Source organism: Salegentibacter sp. BLCTC (genome assembly GCF_015143665.1).
GTDB classification, from domain to species: Bacteria; Bacteroidota; Bacteroidia; order Flavobacteriales; family Flavobacteriaceae; genus Salegentibacter; species Salegentibacter maritimus.
On record NZ_WYEW01000003.1, the window covers coordinates 574175 to 589498 of the forward strand.

Here is a 15324-nt window from a genome sequence, read left to right on the forward strand (position 1 = left end):
ACAGGTATTAAGTAAAATTAATGAAATTATTATTTAACAATTTCTTTACAATTTAACTCCCAAAAATTTGAAAAAGCCTAATTTTTTAGCATCTTGCTTCGCGGAAAAAATTAATTCGAAATTAAACAACCAATATACTATATGAGAAAGTATCTACTTTCAATGTTCTTTTTGTTTTCGATTTTTGCAGGTAATGCACAAGAACTGGATGTAAAAGCCAAAGTAGGCAATCCGTCAAATATTATTAATGATGGATTTATAGACCTTGAGGTGACGGGAGGAGAGCCTCCTTACCAGTACAAATGGTCAAACCCTGAAACTTCTCTCCAATCTTCCCGGGCCGAAGACCTAACCGAAGGCGTCCCTTACGAGGTTACCGTAACCGATAGCCAAAATAACTCTGTTACCAAAACTTTTGAAATAGAAGCTAAGGCTATTACCGAGCATTTTAACGGAACCTTTGTTCCTATTGTAGAAGCGATGACTGCAGTGCTTTTTTGGGATCCATTTACCGCAATTGGTGTTTATGACCCTAAAGTGTATGCCGAATTAAGTAATGTGCCTACTCCTGAGTGGAGTGCCGATGTTGAAGATAAATTTACTTTAAAAGAATGGTTGGTAGAAGAAGGCGCTCATGTAGATGAAGGAGATCTTATCGCAATAGTTAGTTCTGAAAATAGCGGTGAATTACAAGTTACAGCTAATGCTAACGGAACAGTAAAGTATTTAGTAGAGGAAGGTAAAACCATTTGGGATTATCAAAACAGTTCAGATCTTATTGAAACCAACGCGCATATGTTGGCGCAAATTCAATACGATGAGCCGCAGATTTTAACCAACCCCAACGGGACACCACAAACCCATAATATTCCTTTTATTGTGGTTTGGTTGATTTTTGGAGCAGCATTCTTTACAGTAAAGATGGGCTTCATTAATTTTAAAGGATTTAAACACTCTATAGATCTGGCGCGAGGAAAGTATGACGAGCCTAACGCACCGGGTAGTATTACGCACTTTCAGGCGTTGGCTACAGCTGTTTCGGCAACTGTTGGCCTTGGTAATATCGCCGGGGTTGCCGTTGCCATTTCCCTTGGAGGGGCAGGAGCCACTTTTTGGATGATTATTGCCGGTTTATTGGGCATGGCATCAAAATTTGTAGAATGTACCCTTGGGGTGAAATATCGTTTTATAAATTCTGAAGGTAGAATTTTTGGTGGTCCTATGAATTATTTACGCTACGGATTGGAAAAAAGAAACATGCGTGGTTTAGGTAAATTCCTGGCTGCCTTTTTTGCAATTTTGGGTATTGGTGCTTCTTTTGGTGGTGGAAATATGTTTCAGGCCAATCAATCTTTTGAAATTCTTTCAGGTCAATTTTCATTCCTTATAGGAAATGGTTTTTGGTTTGGAATAGCTGTAGCAATCCTTGTAGGGATTGTAATTATTGGTGGTATTCAAAGTATTGCTAAAGTAACAGGTAAGGTAGTGCCCTTTATGGCTGCGGTATATGTGCTTGGTGCTTTAACGGTAATCTTTATAAATATAGAAAATATAGTTCCGGCATTTGGAGCCATATACGATGGTGCTTTTAACGCTACTGCAATGAAAGGTGGTATAATAGGGGTGTTGATTGTTGGGTTTCAACGTGCGGCTTTCTCTAATGAAGCCGGTGTTGGTTCGGCAGCGATTGCGCACTCGGCAGCAAAAACAAATCATCCACCATCTGAAGGTTTTGTGGCTTTATTAGAACCTTTTATTGATACGGTGGTAGTTTGTACCCTAACTGCTTTAGTGTTAATTTTTACCGGAATGCACGAAGTAGAAGGAGTAGGTGGGGTTCAATTAACTTCAGATGCTTTTGCAAGTGTGGTGTCCTGGTTCCCGTATGTGTTGGCCATGGCAGTTTTCTTATTCGCTTTCTCTACCATGATTTCCTGGTCTTATTACGGAATGCGTTCTTGGACTTATTTATTTGGAAAGAGTAAAAAAACAGAACTGGCGTATAAAATATTGTTCCTTATTTTTGTTGTAGTAGGTGCTTCTATTAGTTTGGGAGCCGTGCTGGATTTCTCTGATATGATGATATTGGCAATGTCTTTCCCTAATATTATAGGGCTTTACATTATGTCTACCGAGGTTAGAAGAGATCTTAATGAATATTCCAGAAAGCTTAAAGCAGGAGAATTGTTTAAAAGACAACGGGAGGCTAAAGCCAGCTAATCTTATGCAATAATATGAAACCGATAAAATCCCATTTTGTGTTCAGCAGGAGCCAACAAAATGGGATTTTTCTTTTGTTATGTATTATAATTATTCTTCAGGGGGTCTATTATTTTTTAAACTTTAGATCTGATGGTTCAACTGAAGAATTAACCACGGAAGAAATACAGGATTTCCAGGCTCAAATAGATTCATTAAAACAGCTTCAGGCCGATGCGAATGAAGTGAAAATTTTTCCTTTTAATCCAAATTATATCACAGACTTTAAGGGTTATACGCTGGGGATGAGTATTACAGAAATCGATAGGCTGCACCGGTTTAGAAATAAAGATAAATGGATTAATTCTGCAGAAGATTTTCAAAAAGTAACCGGCGTTTCAGATTCTTTGCTCGCTTTGATTTCTCCCTATTTTAAATTCCCCGACTGGGTGGTTGATGCCCAAAAGCAAAAAAACAACACAAGAATATTACCTGTCATACCTATTTCAGATTTAAATGAAGCTGATGTAAATGAATTGCAAAAAGTAAGCGGGGTAGGAGAGGTGTTGGCTAACCGAATAGTTAATTACAGAACAAAAATTGGCGGATTTAGAAGTGAAATTCAGCTTAAGGATATTTATGGTTTAAACTATGAGACTCGCGAGAAACTTCAAAAACAATTTCGCGTTTCTAAAAATGTAAATTTCAATTTGATTAATATTAATAAGGCGAAAGTTTTAGATCTGGTAAGCGTTCCTTATATTAAATATGAATTGGCAAGGGAAATAATAGATTATCGCCAGCTTCATGAAGGGATTGAGTCTTTTGCCGAGCTATCGAAAATAGAAAGTTTTCCTTCAGATAAAATCGATAGAATTCAATTATATTTGAGCTTAAATTGAATATTCGGTACTATTGATTATCTATAGGTTTAACATACCGAATTGTTGAAAAAAAAATGATATTGTTTGATTTGTAGGGCGATAGCTTTGCTATGAAGAAAAAGAAAAAAATAATTTAGTATGAATTCATTGTATTTTACCGAGGAACATGAGCTTTTTAGGAAGAGTTTTCAGGACTTTTTACAAAAAGAAGTGGTACCACATATTGATAAATGGGAAAAATCTGGAACCATAGACCGGTTTATCTGGAAGAAATTTGGAGAGATGGGATATTTTGGCCTTAACCAACCGGAAGAATATGGTGGAATGAACCTCGATATTTTCTACACCGTTATTTTCCTGGAAGAACTGCAAAAAATAAACAGTGGCGGTTTTGCTGCTGCAATTTGGGCCCATGCATATTTAGCAATGACGCATGTAAACAAAGAGGGTGATGACCAGATTAAAAAGAAATATCTAAGCCCTAGTATAGATGGTGAAAAAATAGGTTGTCTTTGTATTACTGAGCCTTTTGGAGGATCTGATGTGGCAGGAATGCGCAGCACTGCAATAAAAAAGGGAGATAAATATGTCTTAAACGGATCTAAAACCTTTATTACAAACGGTGTTTATTCAGATTATCTGGTAGTTGCTGCTAAAACCGATCCTGATAAAGGGAATAAAGGAATGAGTATTTTTATTGTAGATAGGGATACCCCCGGTATTTCAGCTTCAAAGTTAGATAAATTGGGGTGGAGAGCTTCAGATACCGCCGAGCTTGCTTTTGATAATGTTGAAATCCCGGCTGAAAATCTTATGGGTGAAGAGGGGAAAGGCTTCTCTTATATTATGCAGCATTTTGCTTTAGAAAGACTTATTATGGGGATAAATGCCCATGCTCGTGCTCAATTTGCCTTAGATTATACGCTGGGTTATATGGCTGAGCGGGAGGCTTTTGGTAAATCCATAGATAAGTTTCAGGCTTTAAGACATTCGGTTGCCGATATGGCTAGTGAAATAGAGGTGAATAGGGAGTTTAACTATTCTATTGCCAAGCGCCTTAATGATGGACAATATGTGGTAAAGGAGGCCAGTATGTCTAAACTGCTTTCTACCAAAATGGCCGATAGGGTTATTTATGACTGTCTTCAATTATTAGGGGGGTATGGCTATATGGAAGATTATCCTTTGGCCAGAATGTTTAGAGATAGTCGCTTAGGCCCAATAGGCGGAGGAACTTCAGAAATTCTTAGAGAGATTATCGCTAAAATGGTGATCGATAAAAAAGAATACAAGCCTGCAGCGAAGTAATTTTTTTAGATTGACATTTTTGCGAAAATTCCACTTTTATCGCTAAAATGGTGATCGACAAAAAAGAATACAAGCCGGCGGCGAAGTAATCTTTTTAGATTGACATTTTTGCGAAAATTCCACTTTTATCGCTAAAATGGTGATCGACAAAAATGAGTATAAGCCGGTAGCGAAATAAATTAAAAATTGGTTGTGGGTTCTTAGATTTAGATTATCTTTGCAGCCTATTTCTAAAGAAAGGAGGTGATGACACTATGTTAATAATACCAGTAAAAGACGGAGAAAATATAGATAGAGCGCTAAAGCGTTTTAAGCGAAAATTCGACAAGACCGGAACAATGCGCCAGCTAAGAAGCCGCCAGCATTTCACGAAGCCTTCTGTTGCGAAGAGAGCTCAGCATCAAAAAGCCGAGTACATCCAGCATTTGAGAGATCAGGAAGATATCTAGTGAAAAGGATTTGATCGAATTTTCTGATTTTTTTCAGAAAATATAAAATTAACTGTTGATAGATTAAAGTTTGCTAACTTTGTTTGTCAACAGTTTTTTTTATGTCTTTTTCCCAATTTTTAGATTATCTTCAGGTAGAGAAAAATTATTCTCTCAATACGCTAACAGCTTATAAGGCAGATTTAGAATCTTTTTCTGAGTTTATTTTTTATGAATTTGATGAAGAGGATTTAAGTAAATTACATTATTCACAAATAAGAAATTGGATTATTTGTTTGGTAGAGCAAGGAGTGTCTAACCGCAGTATAAATCGTAAAATTTCTTCTTTAAAGTCTTATTATCGCTTTCTGCAGAAAACAGGGGATATAGAATTTTCACCGCTAGCAAAACATAAGGCCTTAAAAACCGCTTCTAAAATTCAGGTACCTTTCTCTGAACTTGAAATTAAGAATGTCCTTGATCAAATTGACACCTCTGGTTTTGATGGATTAAGAGATAGGTTGATTGTAGAGCTTTTTTATACTACAGGGATGCGGCGTATAGAACTTATTGAAATAAAGCTTCAGGATCTTGATTTGGCAGGGAAACAATTAAAAATATTGGGTAAGCGACAAAAAGAGAGGATTGTTCCGCTCTTGCCGGGTGTAATTGCGAATCTGGAGAGGTATTTAGATGTGCGTGCTGGTATAATGGCTGGCCGGCAGGAATCTTCCCTTTTTGTTTCCCAAAAAGGTATTAAATTATACGAAAGTCTTGTTTATAGGATTATAAATAATTATTTTAGTAGGGTATCTGGTAAGATAAAAAAGAGTCCGCATATTCTGCGACACTCTTTCGCAACACATTTGTTGAACCAGGGTGCTAATCTTAATGCTGTAAAAGAATTGCTTGGGCATTCCAGTCTTGCTGCAACGCAAGTTTATACCCATAATAGTATTTCAGAGCTTAGTAGGGTGCATCAAATGGCGCACCCAAGAAATAAAAAAGCCAATTAAAATAATTGTTTAATTAAATTATACAGAATATGAAAGTAAATGTGCAATCTGTAAACTTCAACGCCGATCAAAAATTAATTGATTTTATTCAGCGTAAGCTGGATAGGCTAGAAAATTATTATGACAAAGTTATCTATGCAGATGTCTTTTTGAAAGTGCAAAATACTAGTGCGAAGGATAATAAGGTTACTGAGATTTTGTTGAGTGTTCCTGGAGATGATATTATGGTGAAAAAAACATGTAAAAAGTTTGAGGAGTGTGTAGATGAATGTGTTTCATCCTTGCAGAGGCAATTAATTAAGCGTAAGGAGAAATTAAGTGCGCACGTTTAGATATTTTTTTTAAAAATTGTTTTGTGAAAGAAATAATTTATATACATTTGCAGTCCGTTAGAAATAGCGGACTTTTTTATGCTAAAAAAGTAGTGTAAAAGCCGATGTAGCTCAGCTGGCTAGAGCAGCTGATTTGTAATCAGCAGGTCGTGGGTTCGAGTCCCTCCATCGGCTCTTGAAATTTTGAAATAAGTAGTTTTTAAAACTTAATTTGTTGAAAATTAAGTTGCTGAAAATTTTATAGAAAAAATTTTAAAAATGCTTTGGATGGTGCTGTTAAATTACGTTTATTTGCAGCCGTTAAAACAACAAGCCATCATAAAGCTTAGCTGTGATAGCAGCTACGGTTCTATGAAATAGTGGAAAAATAAATTGGGGAGATACTCAAGCGGCCAACGAGGGCAGACTGTAAATCTGCTGTCTTTCGACTTCGCAGGTTCGAATCCTGCTCTCCCCACTTATCAATTCAAAATTCCGAATTCTTGATTCAATGTTAGCTTTGAATTTTAGAATTTTAGATCTTGAACTCAATGCGGGAGTAGCTCAGTTGGTAGAGCGTCAGCCTTCCAAGCTGAATGTCGCCGGTTCGAACCCGGTCTCCCGCTCTTAATTGAATATAGGGTTTTGATCCTGTTTTAATTTATTTTTCCGGTTTGAGAGTAATTTAGATATCCGTAAGCCAGTTTTGGTTTATGGTTTTTCTTGTTTGAACCGGTGAACTTTGAAGGTGTAACTTTCGGCTTGCCGACGTAGCTCAGGGGTAGAGCGTTTCCTTGGTAAGGAAGAGGTCACGAGTTCAATTCTCGTCGTTGGCTCTAGATTGTATTAAATTGAACACTAATATATAACTAAGATTAAATAAGTATTAATTATGGCAAAGGAAACTTATGATCGTTCCAAACCGCACCTTAATATAGGTACAATTGGACACGTAGATCACGGAAAAACTACTTTAACAGCAGCGATTACTAAAGTAATGGCTGATGCTGGATATTCAGAAGCTAGTGCTTTTGATCAAATTGATAATGCTCCTGAAGAAAAAGAAAGAGGTATTACAATTAACTCTTCTCACGTAGAGTATCAAACTGCTAATCGTCACTACGCTCACGTTGACTGTCCTGGTCACGCCGATTATGTGAAGAACATGGTTACTGGTGCTGCTCAAATGGACGGTGCTATTCTTGTGGTTGCTGCAACTGATGGTCCTATGCCACAAACTCGTGAGCACATCCTTCTTGGACGTCAGGTTGGTATTCCAAGAATTGTTGTGTTCTTGAACAAAGTGGATCTTGTAGATGATGAGGAGCTTTTAGAATTAGTTGAAATGGAAGTTAGAGATCTTCTTTCTTTCTATGAGTATGATGGTGATAATGGTCCTGTAATTTCTGGATCTGCACTTGGTGCTCTTGAAGGTGATGATAAATGGTCTAAGACTGTTCTTGAGCTTATGGAGGCTGTAGATAATTGGATTGAGCTTCCTCAGCGTGATGTTGATAAGGATTTCTTAATGCCTATTGAAGATGTATTCTCTATTACTGGACGTGGTACTGTAGCAACTGGTCGTATTGAGACTGGTGTAGCTAACACTGGAGATCCTGTAGAGATTATTGGTATGGGAGCTGAAAAACTTACTTCTACTATTACTGGGGTTGAGATGTTCCGTAAGATTCTTGATAGAGGTGAAGCTGGAGATAACGTAGGTATCTTATTAAGAGGTATTGAGAAAACTCAGATTTCTAGAGGTATGGTAATTACTAAACCTGGATCTGTAACTCCTCACGCTAAGTTTAAAGCAGAGGTTTATATCCTTAAAAAAGAAGAAGGTGGACGTCATACTCCATTCCATAATAACTACCGTCCTCAGTTCTACGTACGTACAACTGACGTAACAGGAACAATTAGTCTTCCTGATGGTGTTGAAATGGTAATGCCTGGTGATAACCTTACTATTACTGTTGAGCTTCTTCAGACAATCGCTATGAATGTGGGTCTACGTTTCGCTATCCGTGAAGGTGGTAGAACAGTAGGTGCTGGACAGGTTACTGAAATTTTAGACTAATTATAGTTTATAATAAATAGGTTTCCCGCCAGGGGCGGGAAACCTTCCTTTATACATACGGGTTTAGCTCAGTTGGTAGAGCACTGGTCTCCAAAACCAGGTGTCGGGAGTTCGAGCCTCTCAACCCGTGCAAAATACCTTAAGAATCACATGGCAGGAATTGGCAATTATATATCAGAATCTTACAACGAATTAACAAACCACGTTACCTGGACAAGCTGGTCTGAAGCTCAAAGGTTAACGATATTGGTTGCGGTATTTTCTATAATCTTTTCCCTGGCTATTTGGGGTATAGACACCGTTTTTAGTTCGGCTATCGAGCAATATTTTGAATGGATTAAATCTTAAAAAATATTAGCATGGCAGAAGGAAAAGAAAAAAAATGGTATGTAGTTCGTGCTGTTAGTGGTCAGGAAAATAAGGTTAAAGACTATATTGAGAAAGAGGTAAACCATCTTGGGATGGAAGACTATCTTGATCAGGTTTTAGTTCCCACCGAAAAAGTTATTCAAATTAGAAATGGTAAGAAAGTAAATAAAGAACGTGTTTACTTTCCTGGCTATGTAATGATACAGGCTAATCTTGATGGTGAGATGCCTCACGTAATTAAAAATATAAATGGCGTTATCGGTTTTTTGGGTGAAACAAAGGGAGGAGATCCTGTTCCGCTTAGAAAGTCTGAGGTAAATAGAATGCTTGGCAAAGTAGATGAGCTTTCTGTGAAAACTGATAATGTTGCTATTCCTTTTACTGTAGGAGAAACCATAAAGGTTATTGATGGTCCGTTTAACGGATTTAACGGTACAGTTGAAAAGGTTAATGAAGAAAAGCGTAAGCTTGAGGTGATGGTGAAAATCTTTGGAAGAAAAACACCATTGGAATTAAGTTATATGCAAGTAGAGAAAGTATAAAGATTTTAGTTACATATTTTTTGATGGTTTTTTAAAGCTTCCACTCTAACAAACTATCACCTTAAAAATTTATAAAATGGCAAAAGAAGTAAGTAAAGTTGTAAAACTACAAGTTCGCGGAGGTGCTGCTAACCCATCACCACCAGTTGGACCTGCTTTAGGTGCTGCCGGGGTAAATATCATGGAATTCTGTAAGCAATTCAATGGTAGAACCCAGGATAAACAAGGTAAAGTATTGCCTGTTGCGATTACGGTTTATTCAGATAAGTCTTTTGACTTTGTGATTAAAACTCCTCCAGCTGCAGTACAATTGTTGGAAGCATCTAAAAACAAAAAGGGTTCAGGAGAACCAAATAGAAAGAAAATAGCAAGTGTTTCTTGGGATCAGGTTAGAACTATTGCAGAAGATAAGATGCAGGATTTGAATGCCTTTACCGTAGAATCTGCAATGAAAATGGTTGCTGGAACAGCTCGTTCAATGGGAATAACTGTAAAAGGTGATGCACCGTTTTAATCCAAAAAGAAATTAAAAATGGCAAAATTGACTAAAAAGCAAAAAGAAGCCCAGTCTAAGATCGAGAGCAATAAAGCTTACTCGGTTGCGGAAGCTTCTGCTTTAATTAAAGACGTTGCTAACGAAAACTTTGATGCATCTGTGGATTTAGCGGTTCGATTGAACGTTGATCCTAGAAAAGCTAACCAAATGGTGAGAGGTGTTGTAACCCTCCCGCATGGTACTGGTAAAGATGTAAAAGTACTTGCGTTAGTTACTCCAGATAAAGAAGAGGAGGCGAAAGAAGCCGGAGCCGATTATGTAGGTCTAGATGAGTATTTAGATAAGATAAAAGGTGGATGGACAGACGTAGATGTTATTATTACAATGCCTAGTGTAATGGGTAAATTAGGACCTTTAGGACGTGTACTTGGACCTAGAGGGCTTATGCCTAACCCAAAAACAGGAACAGTAACAATGGATGTTGCTAAAGCAGTATCTGATGTTAAGGCTGGTAAAATCGACTTTAAGGTTGATAAAACCGGTATTGTTCACGCTGGAATTGGTAAGGCATCATTTGACGCCGAAAAACTTGCTGGTAACGCAAGAGAATTATTAACTACTTTAGTGAAGTTGAAACCTCAGGCAGCTAAGGGTGTGTATATTAAAAGTATCCACATGTCTTCTACAATGAGCCCGAGCGTTCAGGTTGATACTAAAAGGTTCACTGAGCAATAATAGTATAGATTATGACAAGAGAAGAAAAATCAATAGTAATTGAAGATTTAACTGCCCAGTTAACAGATAATTCTGTTGTTTATTTAGCAGATATATCTGGCCTTGATGCCGGAACAACTTCAAACTTGCGTAGAGCTTGTTTTAAAGCTAACGTAAAGCTGGCTGTAGTTAAAAATACATTGCTTGCTAAGGCTATGGAAGCTTCAGGGAAAGAATTTGGAGAACTTCCTTCAGTTTTAAAAGGCAATACATCCATAATGTTTTCTGAGACTGGTAATGCACCAGCCAAAGTAATCAAAGAATTCAGAAAGAAAAACGAAAAACCACTTCTTAAAGGTGCTTTTGTAGACGAAGGAATTTATGTAGGAGATGACTACCTTGACACCCTGGTGAATATCAAATCTAAGGAAGAAGTTATTGGGGATATCGTTGGCTTATTACAATCGCCTGCTAAGAATGTTATCTCAGCACTTAAGTCTGGTGGTGGTAAATTATCTGGAATCCTTAAGACACTTTCTGAAAAGGAAGGATAAATTAGTACGCACTTTTTAACAATTATAAATTAAAGAACTTTTTAAAAACGATAGAAAATGGCAGATTTAAAAGATTTCGCAGAACAATTGGTTAACTTAACCGTAAAAGAAGTAAATGAGTTAGCTGATATATTAAAAGAAGAATACGGTATTGAGCCTGCTGCTGCTGCAGTAGCTGTTGCTGGTGGCGGTGCTGCTGGTGGTGGTGAAGAAGCTGAGGAGCAAACTGAGTTTGATGTAATCCTTAAAGCTCCAGGTGGATCTAAACTAGCTGTTGTGAAGCTTGTAAAAGAGCTTACCGGTCTTGGTCTTAAAGACGCTAAAGCATTAGTAGATGGTGCTCCAGCTCCAGTAAAAGAAGGAGTTGCTAAAGACGAGGCAGAAGCGCTTAAATCACAGTTAGAAGAAGCAGGAGCCGAGGTTGAGCTTAAATAAGCTTGACGAAAGCAATATTATTTAGGTTTAGACCTCAGGATTCGCTCCTGAAGGTCTAAACCCTTTTGCGTATATAGGGGATTCCCTATAGCGCGCCCGTTTTTTTATAAATTATAATCCGTCCATTGATGTTAGCAAAGCAAACTGAAAGAGTAAGTTTCTCTTCTGTAAAGAACAGACCTGATTACCCGGACTTTCTGGATATCCAGATAAAGTCTTTTCAGGACTTCTTTCAATTAGAAACCAAATCAGAAGAGCGGGGAAATGAAGGTCTCTATAATACCTTCCTGGAAAACTTCCCAATTACGGATACCCGTAATCAATTTGTACTAGAATTTTTAGATTATTTTGTGGACCCGCCAAGATATTCCATACAGGAGTGTATTGAGCGTGGTTTAACATATAGTGTGCCGCTTAAGGCTAGATTAAAACTATACTGTACCGACCCTGAACACGAAGATTTTGAAACCATCGTACAGGACGTATATTTGGGAACTATTCCTTACATGACCCCTAGTGGTACCTTTTGTATCAATGGAGCAGAACGTGTTGTAGTTTCTCAGCTGCACCGTTCCCCCGGAGTTTTCTTTGGACAATCCTTCCACGCAAATGGAACAAAACTTTATTCTGCCCGTGTAATTCCTTTTAAAGGTTCCTGGATAGAATTTGCTACCGATATTAACAGCGTAATGTATGCTTATATCGATAGAAAGAAAAAATTACCTGTTACTACACTTTTCCGTGCTATTGGTTTTGAGCGCGATAAAGATATTTTAGAAATCTTCGATCTTGCTGAGGAGGTTAAAGTTTCAAAAACAGGACTTAAAAAAGTATTAGGTCGTAAGCTAGCGGCCCGTGTATTGAACACCTGGTATGAAGATTTTGTTGATGAAGATACGGGAGAGGTAGTTTCAATAGAACGTAATGAGATCGTTTTAGATCGTGATACAGAACTTGAAAAAGAGCATATAGAAGAAATTCTTGAAACCGGAAGTAAAACTATTCTTCTTCATAAAGAAGATAACCAAACCGGTGATTATGCTATTATTCATAATACATTGCAAAAAGACCCTACCAACTCTGAAAAGGAAGCGGTAGAACATATTTATCGTCAACTGCGTAATGCAGAACCGCCAGATGAGGAAACTGCACGTGGTATTATCGATAAATTATTCTTCTCAGATCAGCGTTACAGCCTTGGAGAAGTAGGTCGATATAGAATGAATAAAAAATTAGGTCTTGATGTGGCCATGGATAAGCAAGTGCTTACCAAAGAAGACATTATTACCATAATTAAATACTTAATCGAGCTTATTAATTCTAAAGCAGAGATTGATGATATTGACCACTTATCTAACCGTCGTGTTAGAACTGTAGGTGAGCAATTATCTCAACAGTTTGGAGTTGGTCTTGCTCGTATGGCACGTACCATTCGTGAAAGAATGAACGTTCGTGACAACGAGGTATTTACCCCGATAGATTTGATTAATGCGAAGACACTATCTTCTGTAATCAACTCTTTCTTTGGTACCAACCAGTTGTCTCAGTTCATGGACCAAACGAACCCGCTTGCAGAGATCACGCATAAGCGTAGACTTTCAGCACTTGGGCCAGGTGGTTTATCAAGAGAAAGAGCAGGATTTGAGGTACGTGATGTTCACTATACTCACTACGGAAGGCTTTGCCCAATTGAAACTCCTGAAGGTCCAAACATTGGACTTATTTCTTCACTTTCAGTTTACGCTAAAGTAAACGGAATGGGCTTCATTGAAACACCATACCGTAAGGTTGAAAATGGAAAATTAAATCTTTCAGAAGAAGCCATTTATTTAAGTGCTGAAGAGGAAGAAGACAAGAAAATTGCACAGGCTAACATTCCGCTTAAGGAAGACGGTACTATAAATACAGACAGGGTAATTGCACGAATGGAAGGAGATTTCCCTGTGGTAGATCCCAAGGAAATACATTATACCGATGTGGCACCAAACCAAATTTCGTCAATTTCTGCATCCTTAATTCCTTTCCTTGAACACGATGATGCAAACCGTGCCTTGATGGGATCTAACATGATGCGTCAGGCACTTCCATTGCTTCAAGCCGATTCTCCAATTGTGGGAACAGGACTAGAGCGCCAGGTAGCTACAGATTCTCGAGTATTGATTAATGCTGAAGGAGAAGGGGAAGTAGAATATGTAGATGCAAGAAAGATTATCATTAAGTATGATAGAACGGAAGAAGATAGAATGGTGAGCTTTGATAGTGATTCAAAGAGTTACGATCTTATAAAATTCCGTAAAACTAACCAGGGTTCTTCTATTAACCTTAAACCAATTGTTAGGGTTGGAGATAGAGTAACCAAAGGCCAGGTTTTATGTCAGGGTTATGCTACCGAAGCAGGGGAACTTGCATTGGGTAGAAATATGAAGGTTGCCTTTATGCCCTGGAAGGGTTACAACTTTGAGGATGCGATTGTGATTTCAGAAAAAGTGGTAAGAGAAGATATCTTTACTTCTATCCACGTAGATGAATATTCACTTGAAGTTCGTGATACCAAATTAGGGAACGAAGAATTAACTAACGATATTCCTAACGTTTCAGAAGAGGCTACAAAAGATCTTGATGAACACGGGATGATTAGAATTGGTGCAGAGGTTAAACCCGGTGATATTCTTATTGGTAAGATTACTCCAAAAGGAGAAAGTGACCCAACACCGGAGGAAAAATTACTTCGTGCGATTTTTGGAGATAAAGCAGGTGATGTTAAAGACGCATCGCTTAAAGCTTCTCCATCTTTAAACGGGGTGGTAATAGAGAAAAAACTCTTTGCCCGCGCAATTAAAGATAAGCGTAAGAGAGCTCAGGATAAGGAAGATGTTGCAGCGCTTGAGAAGAAGTACGATGCTAAATTTGCCAATTTAAAAGCTGAACTTGTAGATAAGTTATTTGCTATTATAGGTGGAAAAACTGCTCAGGGAGTTCAAAACGATCTTGGGGAAGAGGTAATGCCAAAAGGTAAGAAATATACCTTGAAAATGCTCAACTCGGTAGATGATTATACGCATTTAACACATGGTACCTGGACCACAGACGATCACTTAAATTCATTGGTAGCAGATCTTATCCATAATTATAAGATTAAGGAAAACGACCTTCAGGGTAACCTTAGAAGAGAGAAGTTTACTATTTCTGTAGGAGATGAACTTCCTTCTGGTATTCTTAAACTAGCTAAAGTTTACATTGCTAAAAAGCGTAAACTAAAAGTAGGTGATAAAATGGCGGGACGTCACGGTAACAAAGGTATTGTTGCCAGAATAGTTCGCCAGGAAGATATGCCATTCCTTGATGATGGTACACCGGTTGATATCGTGTTGAACCCACTTGGGGTACCTTCACGTATGAACATTGGTCAGATCTACGAAACTGTACTTGGATGGGCAGGTCAAAAGCTTGGTAAGAAATATGCTACCCCAATTTTTGATGGGGCTACCATAGACCAGATTAATGAGCTTACAGACGAAGCCGGAATCCCAAGATACGGGCATACTTATCTTTATGATGGTGGAACAGGAGATCGTTTTGACCAACCTGCAACGGTAGGGGTAATCTATATGTTGAAATTAGGACATATGATTGAAGACAAGATGCACGCCAGATCTATTGGACCATACTCGCTTATTACACAGCAACCACTTGGTGGTAAAGCACAATTTGGTGGACAGCGTTTTGGTGAGATGGAGGTTTGGGCACTTGAGGCTTATGGAGCATCCAGCACCCTGCGTGAAATCTTAACAGTGAAGTCAGATGACGTGATAGGAAGGGCCAAAACTTACGAGTCTATCGTGAAGGGAGAGCCTATGCCAGAACCCGGCCTACCGGAATCTTTTAACGTACTTATGCACGAATTAAAAGGTCTTGGTTTGGATATTAAATTAGAAGAATAAAATACTGTTTATAAAGGGGCGTTTAGGCGCCCCGTCAAACAGATTTT

General features: G+C 38.0%; 14 protein-coding genes and 5 tRNA genes. All 19 read left to right on the top strand.

Features of this window, described 5'->3' with window-relative positions; translation table 11 throughout:
• Nucleotides 1–141: 141 nt before the first annotated feature.
• The 19 genes from GUB10_RS05920 to rpoB all read left to right on the top strand — a co-directional run bounded on the left by GUB10_RS05920 (nucleotide 142) and on the right by rpoB (nucleotide 15277).
• Nucleotides 142–2220, top strand: a complete 2079-nt coding sequence (locus tag GUB10_RS05920) for an amino acid carrier protein (protein WP_193710506.1) — start codon at nucleotides 142–144, stop codon at nucleotides 2218–2220.
• 14 nt (nucleotides 2221–2234) lie between these two features.
• Nucleotides 2235–3101 (top strand): helix-hairpin-helix domain-containing protein, encoded by an 867-nt coding sequence (locus tag GUB10_RS05925; RefSeq protein WP_193710507.1) that lies wholly within the window; start codon nucleotides 2235–2237, stop codon nucleotides 3099–3101.
• A gap of 120 nt (nucleotides 3102–3221) precedes the next feature.
• A complete protein-coding gene (locus tag GUB10_RS05930; RefSeq protein WP_193710508.1) occupies nucleotides 3222–4391 on the top strand; it encodes an acyl-CoA dehydrogenase family protein in 1170 nt (389 codons plus the stop codon).
• A gap of 254 nt (nucleotides 4392–4645) precedes the next feature.
• Nucleotides 4646–4840 carry a 30S ribosomal protein S21 gene (gene rpsU / locus GUB10_RS05935; protein ID WP_070055026.1) on the top strand — a complete coding sequence of 65 codons (195 nt, stop codon included), beginning with the start codon at nucleotides 4646–4648 and terminating at the stop codon, nucleotides 4838–4840.
• A gap of 101 nt (nucleotides 4841–4941) precedes the next feature.
• A complete protein-coding gene (locus GUB10_RS05940; RefSeq protein ID WP_193710509.1) occupies nucleotides 4942–5835 on the top strand; it encodes a tyrosine-type recombinase/integrase in 894 nt (297 codons plus the stop codon).
• Nucleotides 5836–5864: 29 nt separating this feature from the next.
• Complete coding sequence (hpf, locus tag GUB10_RS05945; protein ID WP_193710510.1) at nucleotides 5865–6167, top strand: ribosome hibernation-promoting factor, HPF/YfiA family; 303 nt, start codon at nucleotides 5865–5867, stop codon at nucleotides 6165–6167.
• 100 nt (nucleotides 6168–6267) lie between these two features.
• Nucleotides 6268–6341: transfer RNA gene (locus GUB10_RS05950), tRNA-Thr, on the top strand.
• Between the two features lie 200 nt (nucleotides 6342–6541).
• A tRNA-Tyr gene (locus GUB10_RS05955) sits at nucleotides 6542–6624 on the top strand.
• Nucleotides 6625–6699: 75 nt separating this feature from the next.
• Nucleotides 6700–6772 (top strand) — tRNA-Gly (locus GUB10_RS05960).
• Nucleotides 6773–6910: 138 nt separating this feature from the next.
• Nucleotides 6911–6982: transfer RNA gene (locus GUB10_RS05965), tRNA-Thr, on the top strand.
• A 56-nt stretch (nucleotides 6983–7038) separates the two neighbouring features.
• Nucleotides 7039–8226 carry an elongation factor Tu gene (gene tuf, locus GUB10_RS05970; RefSeq protein WP_193710511.1) on the top strand — a complete coding sequence of 396 codons (1188 nt, stop codon included), beginning with the start codon at nucleotides 7039–7041 and terminating at the stop codon, nucleotides 8224–8226.
• Nucleotides 8227–8283: 57 nt separating this feature from the next.
• Nucleotides 8284–8356, top strand: a tRNA-Trp gene (locus GUB10_RS05975).
• Nucleotides 8357–8376: 20 nt separating this feature from the next.
• Nucleotides 8377–8574, top strand: coding sequence for a preprotein translocase subunit SecE (gene secE, locus GUB10_RS05980; protein ID WP_193710512.1), 198 nt, complete (start codon nucleotides 8377–8379; stop codon nucleotides 8572–8574).
• A gap of 11 nt (nucleotides 8575–8585) precedes the next feature.
• A complete protein-coding gene (nusG, locus tag GUB10_RS05985; RefSeq protein ID WP_193710513.1) occupies nucleotides 8586–9137 on the top strand; it encodes a transcription termination/antitermination protein NusG in 552 nt (183 codons plus the stop codon).
• 76 nt (nucleotides 9138–9213) lie between these two features.
• Nucleotides 9214–9651, top strand: coding sequence for a 50S ribosomal protein L11 (rplK, locus tag GUB10_RS05990; RefSeq protein WP_057482053.1), 438 nt, complete (start codon nucleotides 9214–9216; stop codon nucleotides 9649–9651).
• 18 nt (nucleotides 9652–9669) lie between these two features.
• Nucleotides 9670–10368 carry a 50S ribosomal protein L1 gene (gene rplA / locus GUB10_RS05995; protein ID WP_193710514.1) on the top strand — a complete coding sequence of 233 codons (699 nt, stop codon included), beginning with the start codon at nucleotides 9670–9672 and terminating at the stop codon, nucleotides 10366–10368.
• Nucleotides 10369–10379: 11 nt separating this feature from the next.
• The gene (gene rplJ, locus GUB10_RS06000; RefSeq protein WP_193710515.1) at nucleotides 10380–10901 is read left to right on the top strand and encodes a 50S ribosomal protein L10; all 522 of its coding nucleotides are present in this window, start codon (nucleotides 10380–10382) and stop codon (nucleotides 10899–10901) included.
• Between the two features lie 57 nt (nucleotides 10902–10958).
• The gene (gene rplL / locus GUB10_RS06005) at nucleotides 10959–11336 is read left to right on the top strand and encodes a 50S ribosomal protein L7/L12 (protein WP_057482050.1); all 378 of its coding nucleotides are present in this window, start codon (nucleotides 10959–10961) and stop codon (nucleotides 11334–11336) included.
• A gap of 128 nt (nucleotides 11337–11464) precedes the next feature.
• The gene (gene rpoB / locus GUB10_RS06010; RefSeq protein ID WP_193710516.1) at nucleotides 11465–15277 is read left to right on the top strand and encodes a DNA-directed RNA polymerase subunit beta; all 3813 of its coding nucleotides are present in this window, start codon (nucleotides 11465–11467) and stop codon (nucleotides 15275–15277) included.
• The last annotated feature ends 47 nt before the right edge of the window (nucleotides 15278–15324 follow it).

Excerpts from the sequence above, each read along its gene's own strand:
- GUB10_RS05930 (WP_193710508.1), top strand. The coding sequence starts at position 3,222 with ATGAATTCATTGTATTTTACCGAGGAACATGAGCTTTTTAGGAAGAGT.
- secE (WP_193710512.1), top strand. The coding sequence starts at position 8,377 with ATGGCAGGAATTGGCAATTATATATCAGAATCTTACAACGAATTAACA.
- GUB10_RS05940 (WP_193710509.1), top strand. The coding sequence starts at position 4,942 with ATGTCTTTTTCCCAATTTTTAGATTATCTTCAGGTAGAGAAAAATTAT.
- tuf (WP_193710511.1), top strand. The coding sequence starts at position 7,039 with ATGGCAAAGGAAACTTATGATCGTTCCAAACCGCACCTTAATATAGGT.
- hpf (WP_193710510.1), top strand. The coding sequence starts at position 5,865 with ATGAAAGTAAATGTGCAATCTGTAAACTTCAACGCCGATCAAAAATTA.
- GUB10_RS05925 (WP_193710507.1), top strand. The coding sequence starts at position 2,235 with ATGAAACCGATAAAATCCCATTTTGTGTTCAGCAGGAGCCAACAAAAT.
- rplK (WP_057482053.1), top strand. The coding sequence starts at position 9,214 with ATGGCAAAAGAAGTAAGTAAAGTTGTAAAACTACAAGTTCGCGGAGGT.
- rplL (WP_057482050.1), top strand. The coding sequence starts at position 10,959 with ATGGCAGATTTAAAAGATTTCGCAGAACAATTGGTTAACTTAACCGTA.
- rplJ (WP_193710515.1), top strand. The coding sequence starts at position 10,380 with ATGACAAGAGAAGAAAAATCAATAGTAATTGAAGATTTAACTGCCCAG.
- GUB10_RS05920 (WP_193710506.1), top strand. The coding sequence starts at position 142 with ATGAGAAAGTATCTACTTTCAATGTTCTTTTTGTTTTCGATTTTTGCA.
- nusG (WP_193710513.1), top strand. The coding sequence starts at position 8,586 with ATGGCAGAAGGAAAAGAAAAAAAATGGTATGTAGTTCGTGCTGTTAGT.
- rplA (WP_193710514.1), top strand. The coding sequence starts at position 9,670 with ATGGCAAAATTGACTAAAAAGCAAAAAGAAGCCCAGTCTAAGATCGAG.
- rpoB (WP_193710516.1), top strand. The coding sequence starts at position 11,465 with ATGTTAGCAAAGCAAACTGAAAGAGTAAGTTTCTCTTCTGTAAAGAAC.
- rpsU (WP_070055026.1), top strand. The coding sequence starts at position 4,646 with ATGTTAATAATACCAGTAAAAGACGGAGAAAATATAGATAGAGCGCTA.